6 protein-coding genes and 1 tRNA gene are annotated in these 15160 nt (G+C 68.5%); 2 read left to right on the forward strand and 5 right to left on the reverse strand.

All coding sequences use genetic code 11. From position 1 onward, the window contains the following. Positions 1-115 precede the first annotated feature (115 nt). Positions 116-1339: a L,D-transpeptidase gene (locus tag AC5Y3P_RS19030; protein WP_500047549.1), complete on the reverse strand. Its 1224-nt coding sequence runs from the start codon at positions 1337-1339 to the stop codon at positions 116-118. Between the two features lie 288 nt (positions 1340-1627). Between AC5Y3P_RS19030 and AC5Y3P_RS19035 the strand changes: the two genes are divergently transcribed. Further along, a tRNA-Lys gene (locus AC5Y3P_RS19035) sits at positions 1628-1700 on the forward strand. A gap of 608 nt (positions 1701-2308) precedes the next feature. Here AC5Y3P_RS19035 and AC5Y3P_RS19040 read toward each other — a convergent pair. Further along, positions 2309-2536, reverse strand: a complete 228-nt coding sequence (locus tag AC5Y3P_RS19040) for a DUF3618 domain-containing protein (RefSeq protein ID WP_500047550.1) — start codon at positions 2534-2536, stop codon at positions 2309-2311. A 106-nt stretch (positions 2537-2642) separates the two neighbouring features. Here AC5Y3P_RS19040 and bcp point away from each other — a divergent pair, with 106 nt between their 5' ends. Further along, positions 2643-3116: a thioredoxin-dependent thiol peroxidase gene (bcp, locus tag AC5Y3P_RS19045; RefSeq protein WP_500047492.1), complete on the forward strand. Its 474-nt coding sequence runs from the start codon at positions 2643-2645 to the stop codon at positions 3114-3116. A gap of 679 nt (positions 3117-3795) precedes the next feature. Here bcp and AC5Y3P_RS19050 read toward each other — a convergent pair. The 3 genes from AC5Y3P_RS19050 to AC5Y3P_RS19060 are packed head-to-tail and all read right to left on the reverse strand — an operon-like array spanning position 3796 to position 14816. Continuing rightward, entirely contained in the window at positions 3796-5124 is a 1329-nt protein-coding gene (locus tag AC5Y3P_RS19050; protein ID WP_500047493.1) for a dipeptidase, read from the reverse strand. Between the two features lie 46 nt (positions 5125-5170). Further along, the gene (gene acpS / locus AC5Y3P_RS19055; RefSeq protein ID WP_500047494.1) at positions 5171-5560 is read right to left on the reverse strand and encodes a holo-ACP synthase AcpS; all 390 of its coding nucleotides are present in this window, start codon (positions 5558-5560) and stop codon (positions 5171-5173) included. Between the two features lie 22 nt (positions 5561-5582). Further along, on the reverse strand, positions 5583-14816 hold the full coding sequence (locus AC5Y3P_RS19060; RefSeq protein WP_500047495.1) for a fatty acid synthase subunit beta domain-containing protein: 9234 nt from the start codon (positions 14814-14816) through the stop codon (positions 5583-5585). Positions 14817-15160 lie beyond the last annotated feature (344 nt).

A 15160-nucleotide genomic window follows, 5' to 3' on the forward strand; every position in this document is an offset into this window, starting at 1 on the left:
GTCCGCCCAGCGTGCACCGCACCGAAATCCGCTCCATACCGTACGGCACGGTATTGCTCGGAGCGGTCGCTGTCAGCGTTGTGACCGAATTGCCTCCAACGGCCGACCGGGGTGGTCAGGCGTTGGCGTTGCCGGCTTCCCAGCGGTCCCAGGGAATGTTCCAGTCGCCCAAGCCGTCCGTGCCGGACAGCGTCCCGCCGACGGTGTTGCGCACCTCGACGATGTCGCCGCGCTTGGTGTTCTCGTAGAACCATTTCGCGTCGGCAGTGCTGGCGTTCAGACAGCCGTGACTGACGTTGGCGTAACCCTGGCTGCCCACCGACCACGGTGCGCCGTGCACGTAGATGCCGCTGTAGGACATCTGGGTGGCCCAGTCGACTTCGGTGCGATAACCGTTGGGCGAGTTGGTCGGAACGCCGTAGGTCGACGAATCCATGATCATGTGGTCGAGCCGGTCGCCGATGATGTAGGTGCCGTTGTCGGTGGGCGTGCTGTCCTTGCCCATCGAGATCGGGATGTTCTTGACGACCTTGCCGTTGACCCGAACGGTCAGGGTCTTGGTGTTGTCGTCGGCCGTGGCGATCACCTCGTCACCGATGGTGAATCGAGTCTTGGCGTTGCCCTGACCGAACATGCCATCACCCAGGTCGACGCCGTAGGTATTAACCTCGACCTCGACGGTGGTGCCGGGCTTCCAGTAATGCTGTGGCCGCCAACGGACTTCACGGTTGTTCAGCCAGTAGAACGCGCCGGCCACCGGCGGGTCGGTGGTGATCTTGATGGCGCGTTCGGCCGCGGCCCGGCTCGGGATGTTCTCGTCGAACCGGATTGCCACCGGCTGCCCGACGCCGACCGTGCTGCCGTCGTTGGGCATTACGTAGGGCATGGTCTGGTTGGCCGGCGAGTGGGTCTGGAACGCCAAGGTCTTGTTGGCCTCGCCCCCGAGGCCGAGCGCGCGCGCGTTCAGGACGTAGCGCTTGTTGAAGCCGAGCGGTTCGCTGGTAGACCAACTCACGCCGTCGGCGCTCAGTTCGCCCTCGACCTCTTCGCCATTGGGGTTGGTCATGGTGACCGACTGCAGCACCCCGGACTCAACGGTCACGGTGACCGGCTTGTCGACGGCGACGCCGACGCCGCCGTTGGTGACGCTGGCTTTGAGGGTGGGCACCAGCAGGTCGCCGTAGGGCGTGCCCTTGTCGGTGATGATTTGCGGGCCTTGTTGGCCGCCGGCGCCGCAGCCCGCCAGAGCTGCCGCCAAGGCCATTACGAATCCCATTACGAAGACCGTCAACCAGGTTCGAGAACCGTGCGGACGGGTCGCCGAGCGGACCTGCCACATGATTGGTGCCACCTCGCATACCTGATCGTCATTCGAGCATTTCTTGGCAAGAGTCTAAGGGAGCCTCGGCGTTCCGGCGAATCATGCAGGTTGGCGCACATGTGGCCGGGTGGGCCGGGATACCCGCCGACGCACGCATTTCCGGGCACACCGACCGGCGGTGGGTGGATGAACGACCGGGCAGCCGGACGAGCGCAGGCCGGCCCGCCCCGGCCCACCCTGCGCGGCTGAGCAGCGCGATTTCGCCAACCTGGCCAGCGTTTGTTATCGTCTCTCACGCACCAAAACGCGCCGTTAGCTCAGTTGGTAGAGCAGCTGACTCTTAATCAGCGGGTCCGGGGTTCGAAACCCTGACGGCGCACACCGCTACGAAAGCCCTGCTTCGGCAGGGCTTTCGTGTTTCCACCGCCGCTGGGCGGGAGTACTCCAGCTCGCTATTGGCCGCGATCCTGCATCTTGATACGCCCGCACCGGCGCGTCGCGGATGAAACCGCAGTGCCGCAGGCCGGGTCGTGCACGAAACCCCACGTTCGACTCGCGCGGGCGCGAACAACGCCTGCCAGCCCCGGAGCGCGGGCACTTGTCGGGCAACATCGCTCGAAGTAGCCCTGATGCTGCGGAACCGGCCTGCGCCGATACCCCAACGATTGCCGGCGGCGCCCCGCTGAAGTTAACTCATCCGTAACCAGAAGTGGAGTTATGGCGTGGCTTCTATCGCGTCTTACTGGGCAAATGGGCGTTCGTGCTGCTAGAGTTCTATTTGCTGACGGCCGACACACGCCGACCGTTCCGGACAGAGACGAGGTTGCCCGTGTCGGGGATCAGTGAAATCCACCAGGTTGATGGCAGCGACGTTCGCGAACTCGCAGTGTCCCCCGCCAGCCCGGTCGGCGTACTGACTTGCCGGCGCCTCGGCATGCAGGCGAATCCGCCCCGTGCCCGTCTGCCGTTCGTGGGACTGCTGCGCCGCTAGCCGTTCCGAATCTTCCGGATCACCAGCGCGATCGTCAGGACGGCTACTCCACCCAAGGTGATCATCACGGGTGGCTTCTTCACGAAGGCGATCGCGTGCGCCTTGGCGTCGTCGGCGATCCGCTGCGGGTTCGCGCGCTCGGTCAGCGAATCCACCGTGGCCGCGAGTTGCACGCGGGCCTGGTCGATCTCCTTCTTGATCTCCTCGGGATCCCGCTCCGCCACGCTCATCCTCCATGTCCGGCCGTGAAGACTCTGATGTGCTCTGCGGCACTACCCTAGATCAGCAGTCACCGAGAACGACGCACCGGTGGGACAGGAAGGAACGAAGTTGAGCGAGACCGCACGACTGGAACCTGGCGACAAGGCCCCGGCCTTCACGCTGCCCGACGCCGATGGCAAGCCGGTGAAGCTGTCGGATTACAAGGGCCGCAAGGTAATCGTGTACTTCTACCCGGCTGCCTCGACCCCCGGCTGCACCAAGCAGGCCTGCGACTTCCGCGACAATCTGGCCGAGCTGAATGAATCCGGCCTGGACGTGATCGGCATCTCGCCGGACAAGCCGGAAAAGCTGGCGAAGTTCCGTGACAACCAGGGACTGAACTTTCCGCTGCTGTCCGATCCGGACAAGGATGTGCTCACCGCGTGGGGCGCGTTCGGCGAGAAGAAGATGTACGGCAAGGTGGTCCAGGGCGTCATCCGCTCGACCTTTCTGGTCGACGAGAAGGGCAAGATCGAAGTCGCCCAGTACAACGTGAAGGCGACTGGCCACGTCGCGAAACTGCGCCGCGATCTGAGCGTCTGACCGCGGGCGCCGCAAGGCCGGGTGGTGCCCGCTCGGGCGCCACGCAAGGCCTGGTGCCACTCGGTGCACGGGCACCACATTCGTAACAGTGGCCACCGCGGCGGAGCACATACCCACCTGTCTCAGCTCTGAGCGACTTTTCAGCGACAGTCTCAGCTACAGCGACTTTGGCGGTGCTGCGCCACTGGTGTCCGGCCTGCGTCGACCCAGCGCGAGCGCCGGCACTTCGGCGCGGACGCCCGCACTTCGGCGCGAGCGCCGGCACTTCGGCGCGGACGCCCGCACTTCGGCGCGAGCGCCGGCACTTCGGCGCGGACGCCCGCACTTCGGCGTGGACGCCGACCACGGCGTACTGCGCTACCCCGACGTCAATCGACCGGCGCCGCGCCCCGGGGTGGGAGAACCGGTCGAGCACCTGGGCGGCCCGCTCGCGCCGCACCAGTGTCGCTCAGGGTGAAAAGTCGCTCAAAAGTCGCTCAGAGCTGAGACAAGAGGGGGTGTGAGTCCGCGCGGATACAGGTGGTGCTGGTGTGACTAGAGCGTCGCACTCAGGGAGTTTTCGACGGCGGCCCCTCTTCGGCCGGACGTGCGGGGACGCCCGGGCGAGGCGCCGGTCCCGCCCGGCGGGAAGTGTGCGAGGTTCCGTCCTGCGGGACGCCCCGCGCCGCGCGCCGACCGCTCACCCCAGAGCGGCCAGCAGCAGCGTCTCGGCGGTCGCTGCCTTCTGCAGCACGCCCAAATGCAGACTCTCGTTGATGCTGTGCGCCTGGGTACCCGGGTCCTCGACGCCGGTCACCAGGATGGTGGCGTCCGGGAAAGCGGCAGCGAACTCGGCGATGAACGGGATGGACCCACCCATGCCCATGTCGATGACGTCGGTGCCCCACGCGGTTCGGAAGGCAACGCGGGCGGCGTCGTACACCGGACCGGTGGCGTCGATCGCGTAGGGCTGCCCGACATCGCCCGGGGTCACGGTGACCTGCGCACCCCACGGGGTGTTCGCCTCGAGATGGGCGCGCAACGCCTCGAGGTGAGCGGCTGCATCACCACCGGGGGCCACCCGCAGGCTGACCTTTGCGCGCGCTCGCGGGATCAAGGTGTTGGACGCCTTGTTGATCGGCGTCGTGTCGATCCCGATCACGGTGATCGCAGGTTTGGCCCACATCCGCTGCACCACCGATCCCGTGCCGATCTCGGCCACACCGTCAAGCAGTCCGGACTCCGCGCGCACCCGATCGGGCGGATATTCGACATCGGCGGCCACCGCTTCGTACAGACCGGCCACCGCCACGTTGCCGTCGTCGTCGTGCAGGCTGGCCAGCAGCCGCACCAACACGGTCAGCGCGTCCGGCACCACCCCGCCCCACAAACCGGAATGCAAGCCGTGATCCAGGGTCGCGACCTCCACCACGCAATCAGCCAGCCCGCGCAAGGAGACGGTCAGCGCCGGGATCTCGGTGCTCCAGTTGTCCGAATCGGCGATCACGATGACGTCGGCGCGCAACAGGTCACGATGCGCGGCCAACAACTGACTCAACGACGGTGAGCCGGACTCCTCTTCACCCTCGACGAAAACCGTGACTCCGACCGGCGGCTTGCCGTCGAAAGCGCGCATGGCAGCCAGGTGGCAGGCAATCCCCGCCTTGTCGTCGGCGGTGCCCCGACCGTAGAGCCGGCCGTCACGTTCCGTCGGCTCGAACGGCGGCGAATTCCACTGCGTCACATCACCTTCGGGTTGAACATCGTGGTGCGCATAGAGCAGCACGGTGGGCGCACCGGGCGGGGCGGGGTGACGCGCGATCACCGCCGGCGCGCCGGCCTCGGCGACGATCCGGACATCGTCGAAACCCACGCCGGTGAACAGGTCGGCCACCGCCTGCGCGCTGCGGTGCACCTCGCCGCGGCGTTCCGGATCGGCCCACACCGATTGAATGCGCACCAGCTCCTCGAGATCCTGGCGCACCGACGGCAGGATCTCCCGGACCCGCTGGACGAGCTGATCTGTCATGGCGACGAGATTAGTCGTCACGCACCGGGATCGGTGTCGAGCCGGCTCAGGTCTCCAGGATCGCGACCGCGGCCGCGGTGTCGCCCTCGTGGGTCAGCGACACGTGGATGTTGACCTCGGCCAAATGCTTGGCGATGTCGCCGGTGAGCCGAACCTTGGGTCGGCCCCACATGTCGGTGACCACCTCGATGTCGCGGTGGATACCTTCGGGCAGCACGGGCCGCTGCGCGAACCTCGAGCCCGACCACGCCTTGATGACCGCTTCCTTCGCCGCCCAGCGGGCCGCCAGGTGCCGCGCCGCCACCGAACTCTTGTCGGCGGCGTCGCGGCGCTCCCCCGGGGTGAACGTCTCGGCGAACACCGTTCCGGGCTGGTCGACCTGCTCGGCGAAATCCGGGATGGACACCACGTCGATCCCGATTCCGACTATCGCCACGGCTGCAACCCTAACCTCCGGGTCACCGGAGATAGACGTCGCCGTCACCGAGTCGGGCAGCCGCGTTCAGCAGCATGGCCGCTTCCTGCTTCTTCTCCGACGAATCGTGATCGAAGCGACGACCATCCGGACGCTCGAACATCGGCGTGCCACCGGCAATCGCCGACGCCAGCCGGCGCTGACCGGCCAGCACCCGCTGCTGTGAGCGCACCAGGTAATCCTCGCGGTCGGCCGGGTCGAGCGCGGCCAGGAACGCCTGCGGATGCACCAGCGCCACCAGACCCGACACGTGCCCGAAGCCCAGGCTGGTCACCAAACCGGCCTTGAGCGGGTACTTCTCGCCCATCCGCAGGGTTTCACGAACCCAGACGAAGTGCTCGGCACCGGCCAACTCGTCGTCGACACAGTCCAGGCTGCGGTTCGGCGGGATGACACCGTCGCGCAGGATCTGGGTCAGGCCCATGATCTGGAACACCGCGGCGCCACCCTTGGCGTGCCCGGTCAGCGTCTTCTGGCTGACGATGAACAACGGTGCACCGTCGGACCGGCCCATCGAGTCGGCCAGCCGCTCGTGCAGCTCGGTCTCGTTGGGATCGTTGGCCAGCGTCGAGGTGTCGTGCTTGGAGATCACCGCGATGTCGTCGGGACCCACGCCCAGCTGGCGCAGCGAACGCGCCAACTGCGAGTCCTTGCCGCCGCGACCCGCGCCCAGGGCACCCAAGCCCGGAGCCGGGATCGAGGTGTGCACACCGTCGGCGAAGCTCTGCGCATAACCGACCACGGCCAGCACCGGCAGCCCCATCTTGGCGGCCAGGTCACCGCGGGCCAGCAGGATCGTGCCGCCACCCTGGGCTTCCAGGAAGCCCAGCCGACGACGGTCGTTGGCCCTGGAGAACTTCGAGTCGCTGATGCCCTTGGCCCGCATCATCTCGGTGTCGGCGGTGGCCGCCATGTCACCGAAGCCGATGATGGCTTCCAGGGTCAGGTCGTCGAAGCCGCCGGCGACCACCAGATCGGCCTTGCCGAGCCGGATCTTGTCCACACCCTCCTCGACCGAGACCGCGGCGGTGGCGCACGCGCCGACCGGGTGGATCATCGCGCCGTAGCCACCCACGTAGCTCTGCATCACGTGTGCGGCAACGACATTCGGCAGCACTTCCTGCAGGATGTCGTTCGGCTTGGCCCGACCCAGCAGGTTGCCGTGGTACATGGTCTGCATCGAGGTCATGCCGCCCATACCGGTGCCCTGCGTGGAGGCCACCAGGCTCGGGTGCACCCAACGCATCAGCTCGGTCGGGGTGAACCCGGACGACAGGAACGCATCCACGGTCGCCACGATGTTCCACAGCGCCACCCGGTCGATCGAGTTGGCCATGTCGGCGCTGATCCCCCAGACCGTCGGATCGAAACCGGTCGGGATCTGAGCACCCACCGTGCGCGACAGCTTGGTCTTGCGCGGCACCCGAATCTCGGTGCCGGCCTTGCGGGTCACCTGCCAGTCGCTGGAATCCGGGATCGGCCGGGCCACCGTGTGCTCGGGATCGAACTGCACGAAGGCCCGCGCGTCGGCCTCGCTGGACACCACGAAGCTGAAGTCCTTGTCCAGGAACACACTGACCAACAGCGGCGAGGCGTGATCGGGGTCGATCGCACCGTCGTCGACGAACTCACGGATGCCGCACCGCTCCACCACGGCGTCGTGGTAGCGCTCGACCAGTTCGGCCTCGGGCACCAACTCGCCGGTCTCGGCGTCGTACCAGCCCGGCTGCGGATCGTCTTCCCACTTGACCATGCCTGTGGTCCAAGCCAATTCGAGCACACCGGCCGCCGACAGCTCGTCGTCGACCTCCATCTCGAAGCGGGTGCGCGACGACCCGTACGGCCCGAGTTCGGCACCGCCGACGATCACCACCAGGTCGGCCGGGTCGACGTCGAGGTCGTCCCAGGCCGGCGGCGGCGCCGGGGTGTAGCCGCGCGGCGGCGACGGCAGCGCGGCGATGGTGCCGTCCAGGTCGTCCTCGGCAGCCTCCTCGCGCCCCTTGGCTTCCATCTCCTCGCGCGCCTTGGCGGCCAATTCGGCCATGTCCAAGTCGATCTCGCCGAGACCGCCGGTCAGGTCGGCCTTGATCGGCTTGGCCGCGGCCGCCACCTTGGCGTCCACCGTGCACAGATCCAGCAGCATGGCCGCCATCTGCTCGGTGGTGTAGGTGGTGACGCCGGCCTCCTCGACCGCGTCGACGATGGCGTCGTTGTGGCCCATCAGCCCGGTGCCCTTGGTCCAGCCGATCAGCGCGTGCGCCAAGCTGACCCGCTCGGCCCAGCTGGATTCGGCGTTCCACCGGTTGACCAACGCATCGAGTGCGGCCTTGGCCTCGCCGTAGGCGCCGTCACCGCCGAAGGTGCCGCGGTTGGGCGAGCCGGGCAGCACCACGTGCAGCCGGGAGGCGATGTCGCGCTCGGCGCCGATGGACGAAAGCCCGGCGATGAGCCGCTCGACGGCCCACAGCAGCACCTTCATCTCCATCTCGGCGCGCGCCCCGACCTCGGACAGGTCCCCGGCCACCCGCGGTGCGGCGAACGGGAACAACAGCGTCGGAGTCTGCGCATCCTTGACGTGGATCGATTGCGGCCCAAGGTTTTCGGACTGCTCGGTGCCGACCCACTCGACCAGCTTGTCGATGTCGGAGTAGGACGCCATGTTGGCCGGGACCACCCACAGGGTGGCACCGAAGCGGGCGTTCTCGCGGTACAGCTTCTTGTAGAAGCCCAACCGGTCATCGTCCAACCGCGACGTGGTGGCGATGACGGTGGCACCACCGTCGAGCAACTGCGCCACCACCGCGGAGGCGATCGACCCCTTCGAGGCACCGGTGACCACCGCGACCTCGTCGGCATAACGACCCTTGCCCGGGTTCTCGGCGCCGGCCGCGATCCGACCGAACAGCGAGGCGTGGATGTTGCGGCCGGCCGCCAACGCCTTGCCCTGCCACCAATTGGCTTGCATGGCAACCACATGTCCGGTGCCTTCGAAGCGCTCGGACAGTCGCAACCAGTCGGCGTCGATCTCGTCGTCCTCGGTGAGCCACAGCTTGGCCAGGTCCTCACGGGCGCTGGCCCAGCGGTCGTCGAGCACCACGGCCTTGCGGCCGTCGAACGCGGGCGCGACCAAACGTGGCCAATCCGAACCGAGTTCGGCGCTGACCAGGTCGACCAGCTCGGCGTCGGTGACCGCCTCGGGTGCAGTCACCGGGCTGTCCAGCCCCAGCTGGCTGAGCACCTGGCGCGCGGCCGTGGCCAGCACGCCATCCGGACCGGTGACCTTCTCGGCGAACTCGCCGAGCGCTGCGGAGTCCACCACACCGCCAGCGGCACCGCCGGCCGAGGGCAGCGACACCGCGATGCCCTGGCGGGCGCCGATCGCCGCGATGGCCGCGTCGATGGCCTTGTCCACCTCGGCCGCGCTGGACAGCGCACCGTCGTGCAGACCACCGAGGTCACCGCCGCGCACGCTGGACCCGTCGCGGGTGCCCAGCGCCAACTCGACGGTGGCGTGCTTGGCCCAACCCGGACCCAGCTCCCACACCTTGGAGACCCGCTCGGCGATGTAGCCCGGCCGCTTGCCGGACGGCCCGAGCACCGTGCGCAACTGGTCGTTGATGGCATCGGAGAGCACCGGGCCGAACGGCTTGTAGGTGCGGGCCAGCTTGGTGACCTGGCCCTTGAGTGCACCCAGGTCGGCTTCGGCGGCGCCGTCGATGGCGCCCAGGTTCAGCTCCGAACCCAGGTCCACCAGCAACTGGTTGCGCCGCGAGGACGCACCGTCGGTGATGGTCTCGATCGAATCCAGCCCCTCGATCTGGTCGATCCGCATCTTGGCGCTCAGCGCGATCAGCGCGACGGTCGCATCGGCGGCGTCGAACACCAGGTCATCCGGGCGCGGCCCACCCGACGGCGCCGCCGGGGCGGCCGGGGCCGGTGCGGCTTCGGCCGGGGCAGCCGCAGTCTCGGCGGGTGCTTCGGCCGCGGGCGCCTCGTCAAGCTCGGGCTCGGGCTCGGGATCGGTGTCGTTGGCGAACAGCACCGCAGCGTCGCGCTCGGCGTTGAGCACCTCGACGGTGCTGTGCGCGTACTCGGGCAGCTTGAGCGTGTTGGTCGCCAGACCGGCCACCGTCGGCGCGTTCTTCACGCCGATCTCTACGAACCGCTCCACGCCCAGACCACCGGCAGCCTCTTCGATGAAGAGCAGGTCCTGGGTCTCGATCCAACGCACCGGACTGGCGAACTGCCAGGCCAGCAACTCGATGACGATCTTGCGGCACAGCTCGGTCGGACGCTCGTTACGCCAGGTGTCGTAGTCGGCGAGGATCTCGTCGAGCGGCTCGGCCGGCACCAGATCCCGGATCTCCTGGACGAAGTCGCGGTCCAGGGTGAACGGCCGCGGCACCAGGTTCGGGATGTACTTGCCGACCAGCAGCGCCGGGTCCGCGTCGCGCGGCATCACCCGTTCCAGGCTGCGCCGGAAGTCGTCGACGCCGACCCGCAGCACGCTGGAGTGGAACGGCACGTCGATGCCGGGCACCAGGATGAACGAGCGCTTGCCGCCGCTGATCTCGCGGCGCCGCTCGACCTCTTCCTCGAGGGCTTCCAAACCGCGCACCGTACCGGCGATCGCGTACTGCGCGCCGCGCAGGTTGAAGTTCACGATCTGCAGGAATTCACCTGTGCGCTCGGAGATCTCGGCGACGAAGTCCTTGACGTCGGCGTCGTCCAGATCGATCTGGGACGGCCGGATGGCGGCCAGCCGGTAGTTGGACCGGCCGCGCTCGTCACGCGGGACGATGTCGTGCATCTTGGAGCCGCGGTGGAACACCACCTCGAGCAGCGCCTCGAGCTCGTACACCCCGGACACGCAGGCCAGCGCGGTGTACTCGCCCACGGAGTGACCGCAGGCGATCGCACCCTCGACGAACGCACCCTGCTCGCGCATCTCGGCGACCTGCGCGGCGGCCACGGTGGCCATCGCCACCTGGGTGAACTGGGTCAGATACAGCACACCTTCCGGGTGCTCGTAGTGCACGCCGGCGGCGATCAGTGAGGTCGGGTTGTCCCGAACCACATGCAGCACCGAGAAACCGAGGGTTTCGCGGGTGAACTTGTCGGCGTTGTCCCACACCTTGCGGGCGGCCTTGGACCGGGCCCGGACCTCCATGCCCATGCCCTTGGACTGGATGCCCTGGCCGGGGAACGCGTAGACGGTCTTGGGGGCGGCCAGTCGCGCGGTCGCCGACATCTTCAGATCCGAGCCGACCCGTGCCGAGATCTCGAGCACCTCGGCGCCCAGGTCGACACCGACCCGGTCGACGCGGAAGTCCACCTCGTCGCCGGGCAGCACCATGCCCAGGAAGCGCGCAGTCCAGCCGAGCAGCTTGGCCGGCGGCACCGGCGAACCGTCGGTCGCGGTGACCACGTGCTGGGCGGCCGCCGACAGCCACATGCCGTGCACGATCGGCGTTTCCAGCCCGGCCAGCAGCGCGGCCGAGCGGTCGGTGTGAATCGGGTTGTGGTCCCCGGAGACCACCGCGAACGGCCGCATGTCGACCGGCGCGGTGACGGTGATGTCGCGGCGACGACGGCGCGGGGTGTCGGTGGCGTTGTCCGACACCGCTCCCCCGGCGCGCACCGGATCGGACAGTTCGGCAGCACCGGTGCGGCCGCGGATCGCGAACCGCTCCTCGAGCACCGCCAGCACCGCACCGGAGCTGTTGGACACGTTGACCGTCACCGGAACGACGCGGCCCACCTCGGTGTCGTAGGCCGGCGCGGCGGTGGCCGAGACCACCAGCTGGGTGCGCTCGGTGGGCAACGGGCGCAACAACTGTGCGGCGTGATCGAGGTGCACCAGACTGAGCAGACCCTCGACCACCGGGAATCCGTCAGCGGTGACGGCCGAGCCGATCGCGGCGAACACCGCGGGCCAGCAGCGGCCCACCAGCGCGTCGGGCACCACGGTCAGGGTCGGCGCCAGCGGAGCGCCGAACGTCGCGGTGACACCGGTGTGGTCGGCGACCCGCTCCGGGTCCCACTCCACCGTCGCGGTGGTGTTGCCGTTGATCACCGGCGGCAGCGCGTCCGGGCCGTCCACGCCGGCGGCGATCGCCAGCACGGAACGCATTGCCGCAGAAGCGTCTTCGGTGGTCACGACGGGTGCACCGCCGTCGACCGTGACCGCAGGCAGGCTCAGTTTGATTTCGATCCAGGTGCCCGAGAGCGGCAGGCTCAGCACGACCTGCTCGCCGACCACCTCGAGCCGGGCACCGGTGGCATGGTGGGTGGCACTGCCGTTCTCCAGCAGCTGCCAGTCCGCCGGGGCGGCGATCCGGTGCACCGGGTTGGTGGCGAGCCGGCCGGCCCACAGCACGTCGGGGGCGGCCAGCACCAGCGCCAGCGGACCGGTGACGTTCTGCAGCCGCGACACCACCGGGGCCGGTTGCGCACCGGTGGCCAGCACACCCTCGATGGCCACCTGCTCGAAGCGGTCCAGCAGTTCACCGACCGGTTCGTCGACCCGGGTGATGCCGGCAACCGCCTGGGTGCCCGGGATGATGCACACCTGATCGGCCGAGTAGCGCGCGTCGTGGGCCTGCCACAGCGAGTCGCTGCGCCACCAGCGCCGGACGTCCTTGTCGATCACCGGCACGAAGTTGACCGGCTTGCCCAGCGTCTTGCACAGCTGCACGAAGAACGGCACGTCGGCCGGGTGCAGCACCACGGTGGCCGCATCCGGGTAGGTGGCCAGCAGCGTCGCGATCGCCCGATCCGGGTCCTCCAGCAGCGCCTCACCGGATTCGGATGCGCCGTAAAGGGTTTCGATCCGGCCACTGTCGACCGCCGACAGTCGCGCCTCGGCGCGCTGCAACATCTCGGCGAACCGGTCGCGCCAGGTGATGTCCAGCCACGGTGAGTCGGCGCGGCGGGTGTCGGCGGTCGAATCACCGTCGCCGATCGCCAATTCGACATAGCGGCGCAGCCACTGCTCGTAGGTCATCTCGCCGACGTCGCCGAAGTACGGCTTGGCGGTGTTGGCCATCGCGGCGATGATCTCGTCGCGCCGCTCGGCGACCGCGTCGGCGTCACCGGCGACCTCGTCGAGCAGCCGGCCGCAGCGGGACGCGGTGTTGTCGATCTCGTGGATGTCGGCACCGAGCTGGCTGCGGCCAGACGCCATGCCGCCCTGGGCCTTTCCGGCCCCCACCCAGGAGTCGGTGCCCTTGGTGTCGACCAGCATCTGCTTGACCGCCGGTGAGGTGGTGGCCTCCAGCGTGGCCATCGCGGCGGTGCCGACCAGGATGCCGTCCACCGGCATCAGCGGGAAACCGTAGGCTTCGGCCCACCGGCCGGTCAGGTACTCGGCGGCCCGCTCGGGCGTGCCGATGCCACCGCCGACGCAGATGGTGATGTTGGACCGGCCGCGCAGCTCCGAGTAGGTGGCCAGCAGCAGATCGTCGAGGTCCTCCCAGGAGTGGTGACCGCCGGCGCGGCCGCCCTCGATGTGGGCGATGATCGGCTTGGTCGGAACCTCGGCGGCGATCCGGATGACCGAGCGGATCTGCTCGACGGTGCCGGGCTTGAACACCACATGGGCGATGCCCACCTCGGCGAGCTCGTCGATCAGCTCGACGGCCTCCTCGAGGTCGGGGATGCCGGCGGTGACCACCAGGCCGTCGATCGGGGCGCCGGACTGGCGCGCCTTCTGCACCAGCCGTTTGCCACCCACCTGCAGCTTCCACAGGTACGGGTCCAGGAACAGCGAGTTGAACTGGATCGACCGGCCCGGCTCGAGCAGCTCGGTGAGCTCCTCGATCCGTGCGGCGAAGATCTCCTCGGTGACCTGACCGCCACCGGCCAGTTCGGCCCAGTGCCCGGCGTTGGCCGCGGCCGCGACGATCTTGGCGTCCACGGTGGTCGGGGTCATACCGGCCAGCAGGATCGGTGAGCGTCCGGTCAGTTGGGTGAACTTGGTGGACAGCTTGGTGCTGCCGTCGGGCAGCGTGACCACCTGCGGGGCGTAGCTCGACCACGGCTTGGCCACCTCGGGAACCGCGCCGATGGTGAACAGGTTGCGCTGTCCGCCGCGGGTGGCGGCCGGCACGATGCCGATCCCCAGACCGCGGATCACCGGTGCGGTGAGCCGGGTCAGGATGTCACCGGGGCCCAGGTCCAGGATCCAGCGGGCACCGGCGTCGTGCAGCGCGGTGATCTCGTCGACCCAGTCCACCTGGTCGATCAGGATGGCCTTGGTCATCGCCTTGGCCAGCTCGACGTCGATGCCGACGGTCTCGGCCCAGGCGCCGACGATCTCCACGCCGTCGGACAGCCGCGGGGTGTGGAAGCCGACCTCGACCTGAACGGGGTCGAAGACCGGGGCGAACACCGCACCGCCGCGCAGCTTGTTCTTGCGCTCGGCTTCTTCCTTCTCCGAGATCTGCTGGCAGTACAGCTCGAAACGGGACAGCTGCTCGGGCGTGCCGGTGATGACCACCGAGCGACGGCCGTTGCGGATCGAGAGCACCGGCGGCAGCACGGTGCGGACGTCCTGGCTGAATTCCTCGAGCAGCTCGTAGATGCGTTCCGGGTCGGCGTTGGTCACCGAGACCATCGGCGGGCGGTCACCGAGCACCGAGATCCCGCGGCGGCGGGCCACCAGGGTGCCGGCCGCGCCGATCAGCTGCGCCAGCGCGAGCAACTCGACGTCGCGGGTACCGGCGGCTTTGAGCGCCTCGACGGCCAGCACGCCCTGGGAGTGGCCGGCCACCGCGACCGGCGGGTTCTGGGACAGGTCCAGGCCCTGGCGGGACAGCGCACGCACCGCGGCGATCTGGGTCAGCAGCACACCGGGCACCGACACCGCAGCCGAGGTCAGCTGCTTGTCGGTGGGCACCGGCTCCTCAGCGGCCAGCGCGCGCACCCAGCGCAGCGGCTCGAAACCGATCGGACGGACCACCAGCAGCTCGGCCGCGACCGGCTCGAGCAGCAGATCGGCCTCACCGGCCAGGGTGGCCAGGTCCGCTTCGATGCCGGCCGAGGAAACCAGTTCTTCCAGCGTCTCCAGCCAGGCGCTGCCCTGCCCGCCGAAGGCAACGGCGTAGGGCTCACCGGCGGTCAGCCGGTCGACGAGGGCGTGGGACGGGGTGGTCTGTCCGGGCCCGGCAGCGCTGCCATCGTGGTTGGTAACCCTGTCGTGCTCGAAGATCGTCACCGTACGTACTCCCTAATGCGTTCTAAAATTCGCTTCGTCGGACCTGCGCTACTCCGCGGAGGTCACTCGGCTTGGCGGTTCTCCGTTGAAACGCGGTAACGGCGCCGCCTGCGACCCGGTCCGGGGACGGGGTCGGCGCGACACCGACTGCAATAAGAGTCTCATAAGGGCACGGGGTCCTTTTCGCGCCAAATGCGTTACTGATGAGTTCTACGCGCGAGTAACCCAACAGCCGGTAACACCGCACCTGAAACCGCTCATCGAGTAGGCGGACAAACGTCCTGCATGCGGGTGGTTACGGTTGAGTAGCTACAAGTGTGCTGTTCACGGCATGATTGTTATCG

It is taken from the genome of Mycobacterium sp. NGS45 (genome assembly GCF_059812645.1).